General features: G+C 48.5%; 12 protein-coding genes, 1 tRNA gene and 1 pseudogene. 8 read left to right on the forward strand and 6 right to left on the reverse strand.

Going from position 1 to position 15,103, the window contains the following annotated elements; genetic code table 11:
* Positions 1-46: 46 nt before the first annotated feature.
* The gene (locus DES37_RS02665; protein ID WP_110024725.1) at positions 47-1,288 is read left to right on the forward strand and encodes a multifunctional CCA addition/repair protein; all 1,242 of its coding nucleotides are present in this window, start codon (positions 47-49) and stop codon (positions 1,286-1,288) included.
* 12 nt (positions 1,289-1,300) lie between these two features.
* On the opposite strand, the gene bacA is transcribed toward DES37_RS02665, so the two are convergent.
* Complete coding sequence (gene bacA, locus DES37_RS02670) at positions 1,301-2,122, reverse strand: undecaprenyl-diphosphate phosphatase (protein ID WP_036105613.1); 822 nt, start codon at positions 2,120-2,122, stop codon at positions 1,301-1,303.
* 109 nt (positions 2,123-2,231) lie between these two features.
* Entirely contained in the window at positions 2,232-2,597 is a 366-nt protein-coding gene (gene folB, locus DES37_RS02675; RefSeq protein WP_036105609.1) for a bifunctional dihydroneopterin aldolase/7,8-dihydroneopterin epimerase, read from the reverse strand.
* A 106-nt stretch (positions 2,598-2,703) separates the two neighbouring features.
* On the opposite strand from folB, the gene plsY reads away from it, so the two are divergent.
* Complete coding sequence (plsY, locus tag DES37_RS02680) at positions 2,704-3,324, forward strand: glycerol-3-phosphate 1-O-acyltransferase PlsY (RefSeq protein ID WP_036105606.1); 621 nt, start codon at positions 2,704-2,706, stop codon at positions 3,322-3,324.
* A gap of 48 nt (positions 3,325-3,372) precedes the next feature.
* Here the strand turns inward: plsY and tsaD are convergent, their stop codons facing one another.
* Positions 3,373-4,389, reverse strand: a complete 1,017-nt coding sequence (gene tsaD, locus DES37_RS02685) for a tRNA (adenosine(37)-N6)-threonylcarbamoyltransferase complex transferase subunit TsaD (RefSeq protein WP_036105604.1) — start codon at positions 4,387-4,389, stop codon at positions 3,373-3,375.
* A gap of 242 nt (positions 4,390-4,631) precedes the next feature.
* On the opposite strand from tsaD, the gene rpsU reads away from it, so the two are divergent.
* The 5 genes from rpsU to DES37_RS02710 all read left to right on the forward strand — a co-directional run bounded on the left by rpsU (position 4,632) and on the right by DES37_RS02710 (position 11,067).
* The gene (gene rpsU, locus DES37_RS02690; RefSeq protein WP_001144069.1) at positions 4,632-4,847 is read left to right on the forward strand and encodes a 30S ribosomal protein S21; all 216 of its coding nucleotides are present in this window, start codon (positions 4,632-4,634) and stop codon (positions 4,845-4,847) included.
* A 121-nt stretch (positions 4,848-4,968) separates the two neighbouring features.
* The gene (dnaG, locus tag DES37_RS02695; RefSeq protein WP_036105594.1) at positions 4,969-6,720 is read left to right on the forward strand and encodes a DNA primase; all 1,752 of its coding nucleotides are present in this window, start codon (positions 4,969-4,971) and stop codon (positions 6,718-6,720) included.
* Between the two features lie 353 nt (positions 6,721-7,073).
* Positions 7,074-8,915 (forward strand): RNA polymerase sigma factor RpoD, encoded by a 1,842-nt coding sequence (rpoD, locus tag DES37_RS02700; protein ID WP_036105593.1) that lies wholly within the window; start codon positions 7,074-7,076, stop codon positions 8,913-8,915.
* Positions 8,916-9,385: 470 nt separating this feature from the next.
* Complete coding sequence (locus DES37_RS02705; protein ID WP_235234437.1) at positions 9,386-10,684, forward strand: NCS2 family permease; 1,299 nt, start codon at positions 9,386-9,388, stop codon at positions 10,682-10,684.
* Positions 10,685-10,991: 307 nt separating this feature from the next.
* Positions 10,992-11,067, forward strand: a tRNA-Ile gene (locus DES37_RS02710).
* Positions 11,068-11,919: 852 nt separating this feature from the next.
* On the opposite strand, the gene DES37_RS02715 is transcribed toward DES37_RS02710, so the two are convergent.
* The 3 genes from DES37_RS02715 to DES37_RS02725 form a co-directional block, all read right to left on the reverse strand.
* Complete coding sequence (locus DES37_RS02715; RefSeq protein WP_110024726.1) at positions 11,920-12,444, reverse strand: hypothetical protein; 525 nt, start codon at positions 12,442-12,444, stop codon at positions 11,920-11,922.
* Positions 12,441-13,613: an AAA family ATPase gene (locus DES37_RS02720; protein WP_110024727.1), complete on the reverse strand. Its 1,173-nt coding sequence runs from the start codon at positions 13,611-13,613 to the stop codon at positions 12,441-12,443. Before DES37_RS02720 ends, DES37_RS02715 begins: the two co-directional genes overlap by 4 nt.
* A gap of 453 nt (positions 13,614-14,066) precedes the next feature.
* Complete coding sequence (locus tag DES37_RS02725) at positions 14,067-14,504, reverse strand: DNA-binding protein (protein ID WP_245929947.1); 438 nt, start codon at positions 14,502-14,504, stop codon at positions 14,067-14,069.
* A gap of 115 nt (positions 14,505-14,619) precedes the next feature.
* Here DES37_RS02725 and DES37_RS02730 point away from each other — a divergent pair.
* Positions 14,620-15,103 (forward strand): annotated as a pseudogene (locus tag DES37_RS02730) (transposase); the annotation flags it as partial.

A 15,103-nucleotide genomic window follows, 5' to 3' on the forward strand; every position in this document is an offset into this window, starting at 1 on the left:
ACTTAACGTATGATATTGGGCAAAGTGACCATAAATGAGGTAGCGGGTGAAGATTTTTCTGGTGGGTGGTGCAGTACGGGATACGTTGTTAGGCCTGCCGGTAAAAGACCGGGACTGGGTTGTTGTGGGCGCCACGCCAGCAGAAATGCTGGGTCAAGGCTTCCAACAGGTGGGCCGTGATTTTCCTGTATTTTTGCACCCAGATACCCACGAAGAATATGCGCTTGCCCGCACAGAGAGAAAAAGTGGCCACGGCTACACTGGTTTTATCTGCCATGCTGAACCAGACGTCACACTTGAGCAGGATCTGCTGCGCCGTGACCTGACTATCAACGCCATTGCCCAAAGCGAAGACGGGGCGTTTATTGACCCCTGGAACGGGCAAAAAGATATTGCTCAGCGTGTGTTACGCCACATCTCCCCCGCTTTTTGTGAAGACCCGTTACGCGTGTTACGGGTGGCGCGCTTCGCTGCCCGTTATGCCCATTTGGGCTTTCGTATTGCGCCGGAAACTCTGGCGCTTATGCAACAGATGGCTCAGGCTGGTGAGCTGTCTCACCTGACACCTGAGCGGGTCTGGAAAGAAACGGAATCAGCACTGTTAACACGCAACCCACAGGTCTTTTTCCAGGTACTACGCAACTGCGGCGCACTGAGCGTGCTGTTCCCGGAAGTGGACGCCCTGTTCGGCGTTCCGGCCCCTGCGAAATGGCACCCCGAAATCGATACCGGCATTCACACATTAATGACGCTGACCATTGCAGCCCAGCTCAGCCCGGCACTGGATGTACGCTTTGCCACACTGTGCCACGACTTAGGCAAAGGCCTGACTCCACCTGAACTGTGGCCGCGTCATCATGGGCATGGCCCTGCCGGGGTGAAACTGGTGGCCCGGTTATGTGAGCGCTATAAAGTACCGGTTGCCATCCGTGACCTGGCCAAACTGGTTGCGGAGTTCCACGACCTGATTCACACCATACAAATACTGCAGCCAAAAACTCTGGTGAAGTTGTTTGATAACCTGGATGCCTGGCGTAAGCCGGAACGTGTTGAGCAACTGGCCTTAACCAGTGAAGCCGATGCCCGTGGGCGAACCGGTTTTGAATCCAGCGATTATCCGCAGGGCCGGTTGTTACGTGCCGCCTGGCAGGTTGCCCGTTCAGTAGACAGTAAAGCGGTGGTAGCGGCGGGTTTTCAGGGCGCAAGCATTAGGGAAGAGCTGACACGCCGCCGTATACAGGCGGTTGCAGACTGGAAGCAGGAGCACTGCCCTCAACCCGAAAGTTAAGGGCTGCAGGGATTAATGCACAAAGACCAGGTAAACGGCTGCTGCAACGATAAACCGGTAAATGGCGAATGGAATAAACGAAATTCGTTTAATTAATTCCAAAAAGGTTTTAATGGCGATTAACGCAACGACAAACGCCATCACAAACCCGACCGCGAACATCGGCGCATCAGCCATACTCAGAAAGCCAATGCTTTTATAGAGATCCAGCGCAGTTGCGCCAATCATCATTGGCACGGCCAGCAGAAACGAAAACTCAGAGGCGGCATAGCGGCTTACGCCCATTAACATCCCACCTGAAATCGTTGAGCCCGAACGGGAAAAACCCGGCCATAACGCAAGGCACTGGAAGCAGCCAATCACAAATGCCTGGCGGATTGTCATGTCATCCACCCCTTCAGCACGCGGTTTTTTCGGCTTCAGGCACTCGGCGGCAATCAGTAAGAAGCCACCCACAATGAGCGCGTACATTACTGTCACCGGGTTAAACAGTGTCTTGATAAAATCATGAAAAACCAGCCCGAGAACAACCGCAGGCACCATGCCAGCAATAATGTGCAACAGGGTGAGTTTCCCGGTGCCCGAGCCTTCATGTGGTACAGAGCCAAAATGAATACCAATCAGACCAAACAACCGCCGCCAGAACATCACGACCACAGCGAGAATAGACCCCAACTGAATAACAACTTCGAAGGTATCGGCCTTTTCACCTTCAAACCCCAGTAAATGGCCGACAATTATCAGATGGCCTGTGCTGGATACCGGGAGGAACTCAGTCAAACCCTCGACCACCCCTAAAATGCCCGCAACACCAAGCGAATGCAGATCGCTCATGACAACGTTACCCCTAAAAAAAGATATAAAAAAACGGCAGATACTCGCACTGCCGCAAATGATTATCTGTAAGACCAGCTTAACCGGAAATAATTTAGTTTAGATTAAGTTATTCGCTTTTCAGACTTTGCTTACGTTCAATTATTACGCCAACATTAGTTGCTTCAGCAACGGCTCCCGGCTTGCTGACTTTCAGGCGCAGCCAGGGGATGGGAAACCGCGCCAACAGCAAACTGGCAACTTCTTCTGCCACGCGCTCTACCAGTGCAAAACGCCCGCCAGAGACATGGGCTAATATTGCTTCGCTCACATCGGCATAGCTCAGGCAATCATTCACATCATCGCTTTGCGCTGCTTTTTGGTTGTCCCAGCCCATTTCGATATCGAACACCAGTTTTTGCTTAATGGTCTGTTCCCAGTCGTAAACACCGATTGTGGTGATTACCGAAAGTTGCTCTATAAATACAATATCCATCACGTCCCGCCGCTTTTTAGCCCAGCCGGATACCACTTCCGGCGAAATATGCGTATTATCCACTGATGCAGAGAATAAAACGACATTTTCAAAACGGAACAGCGTTATGAGTGCAATCGCGCCCGGAATAGTGCTCCTCGCGTACCTTTGTGGCTCGATATCCAGCGCCATTCTTGTCTGTCGGCTTATCGGCCTTCCCGACCCGCGTGTCCAGGGCTCCGGCAACCCCGGGGCAACCAATGTATTGCGTATCGGTGGGAAAGGCGCCGCCGCAGCCGTGCTGGTTTTTGACGTTCTGAAAGGCATGCTGCCTGTCTGGGGTGCATGGGCATTGGGCGTCAGCCCGATGTGGCTTGGTTTTATCGCCATTGCCGCCTGTATTGGGCATATCTGGCCGGTTTTTTTCGGGTTTCGTGGTGGTAAAGGTGTTGCAACAGCTTTTGGCGCCATCGCGCCTATTGGCTGGGATCTGACAGGTGTTATGGCAGGAACCTGGCTACTTTCCGTGCTGCTGAGCGGTTATTCTTCGCTGGGCGCTATTATCAGTGCCCTGATTGCACCTTTCTATGTTTGGTGGTTCAAACCCCAGTTCACCTTCCCCGTCGCCATGCTTTCATGCCTGATTCTGCTGCGCCATCACGATAATATACAGCGGTTATGGCGCGGTCAGGAAACCAAAATTTGGGAAAAACTGCGGCGTAAAAAGAAGAGTGAAAGCAAAGAATAATGCCGTGGCTCAGCACGGCACAGAATAAACACGGGCAAGCAAAAGCAGTTATTGCGCTGCCGGTAGTTCAGCCAGCGGCCAGCGCGGGCGTACACGAACGCCTAAATCAGACACCCCACCCGCTTTAAAGCGCACCATGCCCGCATAGGCAATCATCGCGCCATTATCGGTACAAAATTCCGGGCGGGCGTAAAAAACTTCACCGCCACGTTTTTCCATTACCTGCGCCAGTTTCGCGCGCAATGCCCGGTTAGCACTGACCCCACCCGCCATAACCAGGCGGCGGAAACCGGTTTGCTCCAGTGCACGCTTGCATTTGATTGCCAGCGTATCAACCACAGCATCTTCAAAAGCTCTGGCGATGTCGGCACGAGTCTGGTCGTCGTCGCTGTTGCTCCGAATGGTATTCGCCGCAAAAGTTTTCAGGCCGGAGAAGCTGAAATCCAGCCCGGGCCGGTCTGTCATTGGACGCGGAAAAACAAACCGCCCTTCCTGCCCTTGCTGCGCCATACGCGAAAGTAATGGCCCGCCCGGGTAATCCAGGCCAAGCAGCTTCGCGGTTTTATCAAACGCTTCACCGGCGGCATCATCAATGGATTCACCTAATAATGCATATTCGCCAATACCCGTCACACTAATCAGTTGGGTATGACCACCAGACACCAGTAATGCAACAAAAGGGAAATCAGGTGGGTTATCTTCCAGCATCGGGGCTAACAAGTGCCCTTCCATATGATGAACAGGCACAGCAGGAACATTCCAGGCAAATGCCAGCGAACGGCCAACGGTTGCACCAACTAATAATGCACCGACCAGACCAGGCCCTGCCGTATACGCAACGGCGTCAATATCCTTCGCAGATAACCCGGAAGATGCCAGCGCAGCCTGAATAAGAGGCACCGTTTTACGGACATGATCCCGTGATGCCAGTTCAGGCACCACACCACCGTAGTCGGCATGTAATTTAACCTGGCTGTATAACTCGTTGGCTAACAACCCTTTTTCATCATCATAGATGGCTATTCCTGTTTCATCACAGGATGTTTCGATACCCAGTACACGCATACTTCACCCTCTTTTGTCAGCGCGAAGTGTATGCCCAGATGCGCGGCTTGTAAAACTTTGCTCATCCTGGCGCATCGTAGTGTATAATGCCGGACTTTTGGAAAGGCCTGACAGAAAAGCCCTCTTCAGCTTGCAGCAGGTGCTTTACAAAGCAGCAATAGTTGAAGTAAAATTCCGCACCATTTTGAAATATGCTGGCGTTGATGCCAGTGGCAAACCGATTTAGTAAAGGTGAGAGGCACATGCCGGTAATTAAAGTACGTGAAAACGAGCCGTTCGACGTAGCACTGCGTCGCTTCAAACGTTCCTGTGAAAAAGCGGGTGTTCTGGCGGAAGTTCGTCGTCGTGAATTCTATGAAAAACCGACTACTGAACGTAAACGCGCTAAAGCTTCTGCGGTAAAACGTCACGCGAAGAAACTGGCTCGCGAAAACGCACGCCGTACTCGTCTGTACTAATTGTTGGTTGCGGGCTATCCGCAATACAACAGTCACACAGACTGAGTTTTAGTTGTAAAGGCCGTGCTTCCGAAAGGAATGCGCGGCTTATTCTCGTTTAAGAGCTGAAAAACCGGGGCCTATGGCTGGACGTATCCCACGCGTTTTTATCAATGACTTGCTGGCTCGCACCGACATCATCGATTTGATCGATGCGCGTGTGAAGCTGAAAAAGCAAGGCAAGAATTACCACGCGTGTTGCCCATTCCATAATGAAAAAACCCCTTCTTTCACGGTGAATGGCGAGAAGCAGTTTTATCACTGTTTTGGGTGTGGCGCTCATGGTAATGCCATCGACTTTTTAATGAATTACGACAAGCTTGAGTTTGTCGAAACCGTTGAAGAGCTCGCTGCCATGCACAATCTGGAAGTTCCCTACGAAGCCGGTAACGGCCCGGGGCAGATTGAACGCCATCAGCGGCAAAACCTGTACCAGCTGCTCGATGGGCTGAATGCATTTTACCAACAATCTCTGACTCAACCTGTTGCTGAAAACGCGCGCCAGTATCTGGAAAAACGCGGTCTCAGCCAGGAAGTTATTGCACATTTCGCCATCGGTTATGCACCGGCTGGTTGGGATAATGTGCTTAAACGTTTTGGTCAGCATGCCGAAAATAAACAGGCGCTGATTGATGCCGGGATGCTGGTAACCAACGATAACGGGCGCAGTTATGACCGTTTCCGGGAACGCGTTATGTTCCCTATCCGGGATAAACGCGGCAGAGTCATTGGCTTTGGCGGTCGCGTGTTGGGTGACGGGCTTCCCAAATACCTCAACTCACCGGAAACCGATATTTTCCATAAAGGCCGCCAGCTATATGGCCTTTATGAAGCACAGCAAAGCCAGCCTTCTCCTGCACGGTTATTAGTGGTTGAAGGTTATATGGACGTAGTGGCGCTGGCGCAGTATGGCATTAACTATGCTGTTGCCTCGCTGGGTACGTCGACAACAGCAGATCATATTCAACTGCTGTTCCGGGCAACGAACACCGTGGTTTGTTGTTATGACGGCGACCGGGCAGGTCGTGACGCGGCGTGGCGAGCTCTGGAAACAGCGCTGCCTTTCATGACTGACGGTCGTCAGCTACGCTTTATGTTTCTGCCCGATGGCGAAGACCCGGACACACTGGTTCGCAAAGAAGGCAAAGCCGCCTTTGAAACCCGGATTGAGCAGGCTCAGCCGCTCTCTGCGTTTCTGTTTAACAGTTTGCTGCCACAGGTAGACCTGAGTTCACCCGATGGGCGGGCACAGTTAAGTACACTGGCTTTGCCATTAATCAGCCAGGTACCCGGCGAAACGTTACGCATTTTTTTGCGCCAGGAGTTGGGTAACAAACTCGGTATTCTGGACGAAACACAACTGGAACGGTTGATGCCGCGCCAGGCGGAAACACCAGTAAATCCGCAGCCAGCCGGGCTAAAACGGACAACCATGCGTATACTGATAGGGTTGTTGATACAAAACCCGCAGCTTGCACCGCTGGTTCCTTCGTTGGCAGGGCTTGAGCAGGCAAAATTGCCAGGATTAGGGTTGTTCTCTGAGTTGGTTGCAGCCTGTCTGGCGCAACCAGGGTTGAACACCGGGCAGTTACTTGAGCTTTATCGTGGAAGAAAAGAAGCCCCGACCCTTGAAAAACTGGCAACCTGGGACGATATAGCAGATAAGGACATTGCAGAACAAACCTTCACCGATGCGCTCAGCCACATGTTTGATACGGTGCTGGAGCTCAGGCTCACCGAGCTTATTGCACGGTCAAGGACTGAAGGCTTAAACGCTGCGGAGCGTGAAGAAGTTCGCGTGATTACCGAAGCGTTAAAACGCGCAAAGAAATAGGCGCGTGGCACTACAGAATTAACATGCTTTGTGTTGTGAGGGAAGTGAAAACACACCTGCGGCGCGAAGTATGACGAGAAAGAATTTAAGCGGCTTAACTGCCGAATATACCTCGGGAAGACCCCGAATGCCGCAAAGACGGGCAGCGGCCAGAAAATAAACCAGCCCGCCGTACCTGAGATTTTTCAGGGTGCAGCATGACAGTGATGGCGTGGCCCGGGCGGAAAGAAACCGCCGGGTAAACACAGACCAGGTCATACAACGCCGCAGTTTGAAAGAAACGGGTATACGTTATTGTTGGCAGTTTCGCCGACCAACACCAACTCTCATGACTTAAGTGTGGATACCGTCTTATGGAGCAAAACCCGCAGTCACAGCTCAAGCTTCTTGTCACTCGTGGTAAGGAGCAAGGCTACCTGACCTATGCCGAGGTCAATGACCATCTGCCGGAGGATATCGTCGACTCCGACCAGATCGAAGACATCATCCAAATGATCAACGACATGGGCATCCAGGTGATGGAACATGCGCCGGATGCCGATGATCTGTTGCTGGCTGAAAACACGAATGACACAGACGAAGATGCAGCTGAAGCAGCCGCACAAGTGCTTTCAAGTGTTGAATCTGAAATTGGCCGCACCACCGATCCCGTACGTATGTACATGCGTGAAATGGGTACCGTTGAACTGCTGACCCGCGAAGGCGAAATCGACATCGCCAAACGCATTGAAGATGGGATCAACCAGGTACAGTGCTCTGTTGCCGAATACCCGGAAGCTATCACCTACCTGTTAGAACAGTATGATCGTGTTGAAGCAGAAGAAGCTCGTCTGTCCGACTTGATCACGGGCTTTGTTGACCCGAACGCAGAAGAAGATCTTGCCCCGACCGCCACTCACGTTGGTTCTGAATTGTCCCAGGAAGATATGGACGATGACGACGACGAAGATGAAGACGAAGACGACGACAGCGACGACGATAACAGTATCGACCCGGAACTGGCGCGCGAGAAATTTGCTGAACTGCGTGATCAATACATTGTTACTCGTGACACCATCAAACTGAAAGGCCGTAGCCACGCGACTGCACAGGAAGAAATCCTGAAACTGTCTGAAGTATTCAAACAGTTCCGCCTGGTGCCAAAACAGTTTGATTACCTGGTAAACAACATGCGTACCATGATGGACCGTGTTCGTACCCAGGAACGTCTGATCATGAAACTGTGTGTTGAACAGTGCAAAATGCCGAAGAAAAACTTCATCACACTGTTTACCGGCAACGAAACCAGCGAAACCTGGTTCAACGCGGCTATCGCGATGAACAAACCCTGGTCTGAAAAACTGAACGAAGTGACAGAAGACGTTCAGCGTTGCCTGCAAAAACTGCGTCAGATTGAAGAAGAAACCGGCCTGACCATTGAGCAGGTTAAAGACATCAACCGTCGTATGTCGATTGGTGAAGCGAAAGCTCGCCGCGCCAAAAAAGAAATGGTTGAAGCAAACTTGCGTCTGGTTATTTCTATCGCCAAGAAATACACCAACCGTGGTCTGCAGTTCCTTGACCTGATTCAGGAAGGTAACATCGGCCTGATGAAAGCAGTAGATAAGTTCGAATACCGCCGTGGTTACAAGTTCTCAACTTATGCCACCTGGTGGATTCGTCAGGCTATCACGCGTTCTATCGCTGACCAGGCGCGTACCATCCGTATTCCGGTACATATGATTGAGACCATCAACAAACTCAACCGTATTTCACGCCAGATGCTGCAAGAAATGGGCCGTGAACCAACACCGGAAGAACTGGCTGAGCGCATGCTGATGCCAGAAGATAAAATCCGTAAGGTGCTGAAAATCGCCAAAGAGCCTATCTCCATGGAAACACCAATTGGTGATGATGAAGATTCGCATCTGGGTGATTTCATCGAGGATACTACCCTCGAGCTGCCGCTGGATTCCGCAACAACGGAAAGCCTGCGTGCCGCAACCCACGATGTTCTCGCCGGCCTGACAGCCCGTGAAGCAAAAGTCCTGCGTATGCGCTTTGGTATTGATATGAATACTGACCATACTCTGGAAGAAGTGGGCAAACAGTTTGACGTAACCCGTGAACGTATTCGTCAGATTGAAGCGAAAGCACTGCGTAAACTGCGCCATCCGAGCCGTTCGGAAGTGTTGCGCAGCTTCCTGGACGATTAATATTTTAATCCTCCAACGTGAAAAGGCCCTTTATGGGCCTTTTTTATTTTGTAGGGTAATCGCCCGCAGTACAGAAAAACATACACGAAAACCTGCCTTATTCCTTCAACACTTCGTCTTTTATACCGTTCGCTAAACAAACCCGCATAACCAAGGCCTGACATACACTTTTCGTGTGGGAAAACGATTGCGCACACATAGTGCAATGCACCATAATCACGCCTCATTCTGGTTCGGAATAGTCTTAGCCAGTGATGCAACGAAGAAGGTAAACGATTGCGTCCAGGCATGGCATAGCAATTGCTATGTGAATTCAGGGAAAGGAGTTGGTATACAAGGCGCTGGCGAAAAATCGTCAAATTGATAGCCGAGCATGCAGCTGTCAGCCTTTTCCCGAAACAATAACGCGCATGCAACCCATTATTGGCAAGAGAACGCACGTCAGTGACGTCTCCCCATCACGAGAGATGATGATGTTAGAAAAACTATTCAAGCTAAAAGCGCACAATACAACGGTTCGCACCGAAGTTATCGCGGGTATCACTACCTTCCTGGCAATGGCCTATATTCTGTTTGTTAACCCCAGCATCCTTGGTGCCACCGGCATGGATAAAGGTGCGGTGTTTGTTGCCACCTGTCTGGCTGCGGCAATTGGCTGTGTGCTGATGGGCCTTATTGCCAACTACCCAATTGCTCTGGCACCGGGTATGGGGCTGAACGCCTTCTTTACTTACACCGTGGTGTTGCACATGGGCTACACCTGGCAAATCGCGCTGGGTGCGGTATTTCTTTCAGCCTGTATCTTCTTTGCGCTGTCGATATTCAAAATCCGTGAGTGGATTATCAACAGTATTCCGTTAGCTTTACGTTCCGGGATAGCCGCAGGTATTGGGTTATTCCTGGCGTTGATCGCACTGGAAGGTGCCGGGATTGTGGTTGATAACCCGGCGACACTGGTTGGCCTGGGCGACCTGACCAAACCGGGTCCGTTGTTGGCTCTGTTGGGCTTTATCATCATTGTGGTACTGGAAGCCCGCCGCGTAACAGGTGCTGTACTGATTGGTATTCTGATTGTTACCTTCCTGTCTATGGGTATTGGCCTGACACCGTTCGGTGGTGTGTTCTCTGCTCCGCCATCAATCGCTCCAACCTTCCTGCAACTGGATATTTCCGGTGCATTTAATGTGGGCCTGGTAAGCGTTATTTTTGCCTTCCTGTTTGTAGATGTATTTGATAACACCGGCACACTGCTGGGTGTAACCAAACGCGCCGGTCTTGCCGATGAAGACGGTAACCTGCCGAAGATGGGCCGCGCACTGATTGCCGACAGCGCCGCTGCACTGTTTGGTTCACTGTTGGGTACATCCACCACTACCAGTTATGTGGAATCTGCTGCAGGTGTGAGCGCCGGTGGCCGCACTGGCCTGACAGCAATTGTGGTTGCAGTTCTGTTCCTGCTGAGCCTGTTCTTCTCACCACTGGCTGGCAGCGTACCGGTTTATGCTACAGCACCAGCACTGCTGTTCGTTGCTGTGTTGATGACCTCTGGCCTGGCAGAAATTGACTGGAAAGATGTCACCACTGCTGCGCCGGTTACCGTAACCGCGCTGACCATGCCGCTGACTTATTCCATCGCTAACGGTATCGCTTTCGGGTTTATCACCTGGACTGTGGTGAAACTGCTGAGCGGCCGTACTAAAGAAGTGAATGCTGCACTGATTATCATGTCCATCCTGTTTGTTATCAAACTGGGCTGGCTGAGTGCCTGATTAGTGTTCTGATTAGCGTTTATGGGCTACTACCTTTGGGTAGTGGCCCTTTAACCGCCATGCTGCTATATGCCATAGCAAGTGACCTTAACGGCCCGACTTCACCTTCTCCCCTATAATGGCCCTGAAGCCCATACAGATACTCTCAGCGCGTTTAATAATCCAGTGCACCCGCAACCAGGCTACTGACAAGCGGGCATTCCCAATTCTTGTTGATTTTCTAACGGGTTAACACTGCTTATAAAATCAGCATACGCATTATAATGGCTGGATTGAGCCAGTCAGTTCCATTATAATCGTCCGCCACGGCCCCTTAGCTCAGTGGTTAGAGCAGGCGACTCATAATCGCTTGGTCCCCCGTTCAAGCCGGGGAGGGGCCACCAAATAAAACAAGGGCTTACGTGCAAACGTAGGCCCTTAGTCTTTTTCAGGGATACTCAGGGGATACCACGGAAAGGTATGAGTGAGTAAATCACAATGCATCGACCAATCTCAGGCTGTTGCAAGTTGTGCTGCATTTACCGTGTCCTGCCAAAATAGAGAACGGTTATCTACCTTCCATTTTGTAGTGCTCGACAAAAACATCCACATTCATGCTCGTTCGCCCTTCCATAGTCCTTTACCAGCGAGACCTGATAGACAGCGATTGCAAATTGACAGATGACATAAAGTGTCATATTGATTTTGAATACCACAGAAGGGATTAGGAATTTCATCATAACTAATTGAAATTTATAAAAATTAGTTTAATTAATTTAATCTATACACATTCGTTCGCTGCTTCCATCTTATTTGTCTACTGTTCGACCTCTGTCTTCACCTGTAGTCGACTCAACTGGCGCTTATCAAATCATAGGCTGGTTTGTTACAGGATATGCAGGGCCTCGTGGTGCCACTTTCCCTTCTTATTGATGGACTTAGTTCGCCCGGTCGGGCCGTCATGCTCGAGCCTCGCAATGAGGATTAACTTTATTTCGCGTGATGTAATGGTAGGTATTCTGAAATGTGGATAGACTTTCAATCATTGCTTCTATATGCGATATTGAAGATTAAGACTTGTACGCAAGGGCAGAGTTCTGCCCTTTTATAGAATATCATCCTCTCAGTAAGGAGAATTTAAGTTCTAACTAAATATCCTTAACTATCTGCGATCTAATTATATGATTGCTTCTTTATCATTTATCTCAAAATTAACTCATGAAATTCTCATTTAAATATATCTTTTTCAAATGTACCTATTTCTTTTTGGTAGGGTCTGTTTTATAAAATCCATGATTGAGATCTAAAAAAACAACATAAAAGACATTATTGCAAAGTCGGTATCCTTTAGTTATTTCAATACCATTTTTTTTATCTGGCACGATAAAACCAGCTAATCTGGTTGCTCTATCAATTCTAAATCGCCCCCATTCGACGCCCTTGGGTACATGCGCTGGAACTTCAAAGTCTGAATTTTTAGGGAAATTAATGTAATTAGCAAATACGGTTCCTTTATGGCCTATAGGTTCTAATAGCCAATGACTGATTGGTTCCCGGCAAAACTCCCTGAGCTTAATGAATAAACTTGAAAGTGATTCTTGGTTTAAATTATTGAAATCGGCCCCGGGAGCCTCTCCTAAAAAATAAGAAAAATTGAAAGCCATTCTCTTTGAGATATTATTTTCAACATGATCGACTTGTCTGACAAGTTGCTCATGGTCCTCAATTTCATGCGCCTTCTTTATGAAGTCTTCTTTTCCTCTATTCTTAAATCTGCTCATAATTCAGGAACTCCACCCAATTTTTTCTTAAGATAGAGGCCAGAAAGTTTTCTATCAGACCTAACGGTTGTACCAGGAACTAGCGTTGCAGGCATTTCATCAAGTCGATAGCAATAACTTTCTAAATTTTTCTTATCAACCAAGATAGTCCTGTACTTGCCTAAATAATCCATTATCTCAGTATTATGGGCTGTAAAGATGAATTGAGCAGCTAAGTTATTTGATTTTTTACTTTCAAATAAACTGATTATTTTTGGCAGAAGCAAAGCATGAAGATGAATATCAAATTCATCTATAGCGAGAACCCCACCACGTATAAAAGTTGACCAATACATTGCCATCTTGTTAAAAAGCGTTTGAGTTCCGCTAGATTCATCAAGATATATTACCCTATGAGTATCACTCCCGTTTGAATGTTCGAATATTGGATAATACCGCTCTTTGCCATCATCATCATCACCTTTAATAATGCTAATATTAGAAATAGAGGGATCCGCTGTTTTTATAATATCCTTTGCAAAACAAAGTAGTCTTTCATTTGAATTATACAATCTAGAAATATCATTCATTGAAAGGCCAAAATTATCCCGCATCATCCCGGCATAACCAACGTTACAAATGATTTTGGAAAAATATTTATTTACAGCTCGCAAATCGGCCATATCAGAATCAAAATCAAATTTATCAACCAAGCTTATTAAGGAAGCGTTAGTTCTAAGTTTTATTTTTTTAATTTCATCTAAACTCTTCAAGCAATGCTCAATGACATTCTTCTTACGCTCAAAGATAACAACTTCACGCTTAGCTTTTTTTGTTAACTTTTCATTGTAAACTTTAAATTTATCAATAACAAAGCTATAGGTATAAAGTTTATCATCTAAAATAAAATCGATATAGAATTCACTTGGTTCTTCACTTTCAAAGAAAGAGTCTAATCTTATTGTTTCATCAATCTTTCTATCAGATGAACTGGTGGCAAATGTATAGATGAAGCCGAGCGCTCTAATTATGTTGGTCTTCCCTGAACCATTTGCCCCCTTGATGCCGAGAATGTAGCTGATCCCATTTTTATTCGGAATCGAATCTAACACTCTTTTCTCAAGCGAGAAGGTTATCTCAGCACCTTCTTTGAAGGAAAAGAAATTTCTAAATCCAAAGTTAACTATCATTTTACCCCCACTACTTCAAACAAAAAATCATATAGGCATTATATGACTTTTTTGTCACAAATTGCATATAAGAATTAACCAAATGTGCCATTTTTTGTCAATGATTTGTCTGTAATCACTCTCATTTTATGAGTTTAATAAGTCTTTCAACCTGATAAGTTATCGGCATTAAAATTGCATTAATTTTCATATTAATCAACAGATTAAATCAACTGTAACTTAGGGCACACACAGCCAAAAATCTGCCACTGGCTGCCCTAAAGGATGCCAACTTTTGACAACCTGGTTCCCCCTGCTACGTTCACCAAAACTCAGTACCTGGCCTTTACAGGCAATCTGTAACTGTTGTTCAACGGCGTCAGGATTTGTTAGACGAAGTTGACACTTTTCCCGTTTTTACCCGAAAAAGTGTCAAGCTGGTGTGTTGTTGGCGGGTTTAGTTTAAACGGAGGTTTACAGTTTTTCGCCTTTCAGCAGACATAATGCCCGCAGGCCCGGTTCATTCCAGTCGTCCGGTATATCCGGATGCATTGTGGCAACGTAGCCCAGCTCAGAACGGAGGAAACGTAAAGCGCCTGCCACACGGTCTTTGCCATAAAAGCTGTGGGTTTCTTCATCCAGTCGAAACAAAATGAGTAATTGCTCATCAGGTTCGTGTTGAATATCAAAACCCAGCTCAGTGGCTGCAGCCTTAACCCTCTGGCCACCTTCCACACCATCAGAAAGTTCGCTACCATCATGCCCCCATACCCATACAGCCGCCTGTGCCCAGGTCATTTCAGTCCGGTGAACGCCGCCGGCTGCGACAGCATTTCGTCTGGCCAGTGATGCGTCAACATCAACTTTATCACCAGACAGTACAATACTGCCCCGGGCAGCCCAGGAGTACACCGTCTGCCGGCTTACGCCCATGTGTCTGGCATAAGCAGATTTGCTTAATTGATCCTCCCCACCATTAGTGGACACGCAACTAAGTGAGTAAACTCTCAACCAGAGGTGATTACTCATGACAAAACCAGCATCAACCAGCAAAACGGCACGTAAACAGTACACCCCCGAATTCCGCGATGAAGCCCTGAAACTCGCTGAACGCATCGGTGTTGCTGCCGCCGCTCGTGAACTCAGCCTGTATGAATCCCAGCTCTACAACTGGCGCAGTAAACAACAGCAACAGATGACCTCCTCAGAGCGCGAGAATGAACTGGCGGCCGAAAATGCCCGTCTCAAACGACAGCTGGCGGAACAGGCTGAGGAGCTGGCCATTCTCCAAAAGGCCGCGACATACTTCGCGAAGCGCCTGAAATGAAGTATGTCTTCATCGAAAAGCATCAGGCTGAGTTCAGCATCAAAGCCATGTGCCGGGTGCTTCGGATTGCCCGAAGCGGCTGGTATGTCTGGCTCAGACGTCGCCATCAACCCGGCCCACGCCAGCAGTTCCGGCTCATCTGTGATACTGCTGTCAGTCAGGCATTCACGGAAGCAAAGCGGCG

This window comes from Mangrovibacter plantisponsor (assembly GCF_003182475.1).
Taxonomy (GTDB): domain Bacteria; phylum Pseudomonadota; class Gammaproteobacteria; order Enterobacterales; family Enterobacteriaceae; genus Mangrovibacter; species Mangrovibacter plantisponsor.

Excerpts from the sequence above, each read along its gene's own strand:
- bacA (WP_036105613.1), bottom strand. The coding sequence starts at position 2,122 with ATGAGCGATCTGCATTCGCTTGGTGTTGCGGGCATTTTAGGGGTGGTC.
- folB (WP_036105609.1), bottom strand. The coding sequence starts at position 2,597 with ATGGATATTGTATTTATAGAGCAACTTTCGGTAATCACCACAATCGGT.
- plsY (WP_036105606.1), top strand. The coding sequence starts at position 2,704 with ATGAGTGCAATCGCGCCCGGAATAGTGCTCCTCGCGTACCTTTGTGGC.
- tsaD (WP_036105604.1), bottom strand. The coding sequence starts at position 4,389 with ATGCGTGTACTGGGTATCGAAACATCCTGTGATGAAACAGGAATAGCC.
- rpsU (WP_001144069.1), top strand. The coding sequence starts at position 4,632 with ATGCCGGTAATTAAAGTACGTGAAAACGAGCCGTTCGACGTAGCACTG.
- dnaG (WP_036105594.1), top strand. The coding sequence starts at position 4,969 with ATGGCTGGACGTATCCCACGCGTTTTTATCAATGACTTGCTGGCTCGC.
- rpoD (WP_036105593.1), top strand. The coding sequence starts at position 7,074 with ATGGAGCAAAACCCGCAGTCACAGCTCAAGCTTCTTGTCACTCGTGGT.
- DES37_RS02705 (WP_235234437.1), top strand. The coding sequence starts at position 9,386 with ATGATGTTAGAAAAACTATTCAAGCTAAAAGCGCACAATACAACGGTT.
- DES37_RS02715 (WP_110024726.1), bottom strand. The coding sequence starts at position 12,444 with ATGAGCAGATTTAAGAATAGAGGAAAAGAAGACTTCATAAAGAAGGCG.
- DES37_RS02720 (WP_110024727.1), bottom strand. The coding sequence starts at position 13,613 with ATGATAGTTAACTTTGGATTTAGAAATTTCTTTTCCTTCAAAGAAGGT.